Source organism: Bradyrhizobium sp. Kon10, from assembly GCF_055807395.1.
The window spans coordinates 1-236 of record NZ_JBVVOZ010000410.1; the positions used below are offsets into that span (position 1 = coordinate 1).

Below are 236 nucleotides of genomic sequence, written 5' to 3' on the forward strand. Positions count from 1 at the left end.
GCCATCGGCGCTGCGGCCATGCGTCCCTTGAACAGCGGCATTGGGGCGCCGCCTTCGGACACGCTGAGCGGCGCGCCGAGCGTGACGCCGGTGGCCTTGGCGTAGATCTCCGCTTTGCGGCGGGCGTCTGCGACAGCCTTCTCGCGGGCATCGTCGAGCAGTTTCGAGGCCTGCGTCACCTCGAAGGAGATGTTGCCGATATCGTTGGCGCCGGCGCCGACCAGCGTGTCGATGAT

Annotated in this window: 1 protein-coding gene; it reads right to left on the reverse strand. The window is 68.2% G+C overall.

Features of this window, described 5'->3' with window-relative positions; all coding sequences use genetic code 11:
• Nucleotides 1-236: SIMPL domain-containing protein (locus tag AC0L2O_RS37550; RefSeq protein WP_473373289.1), on the reverse strand; the 236-nt coding region annotated here is incomplete at both ends.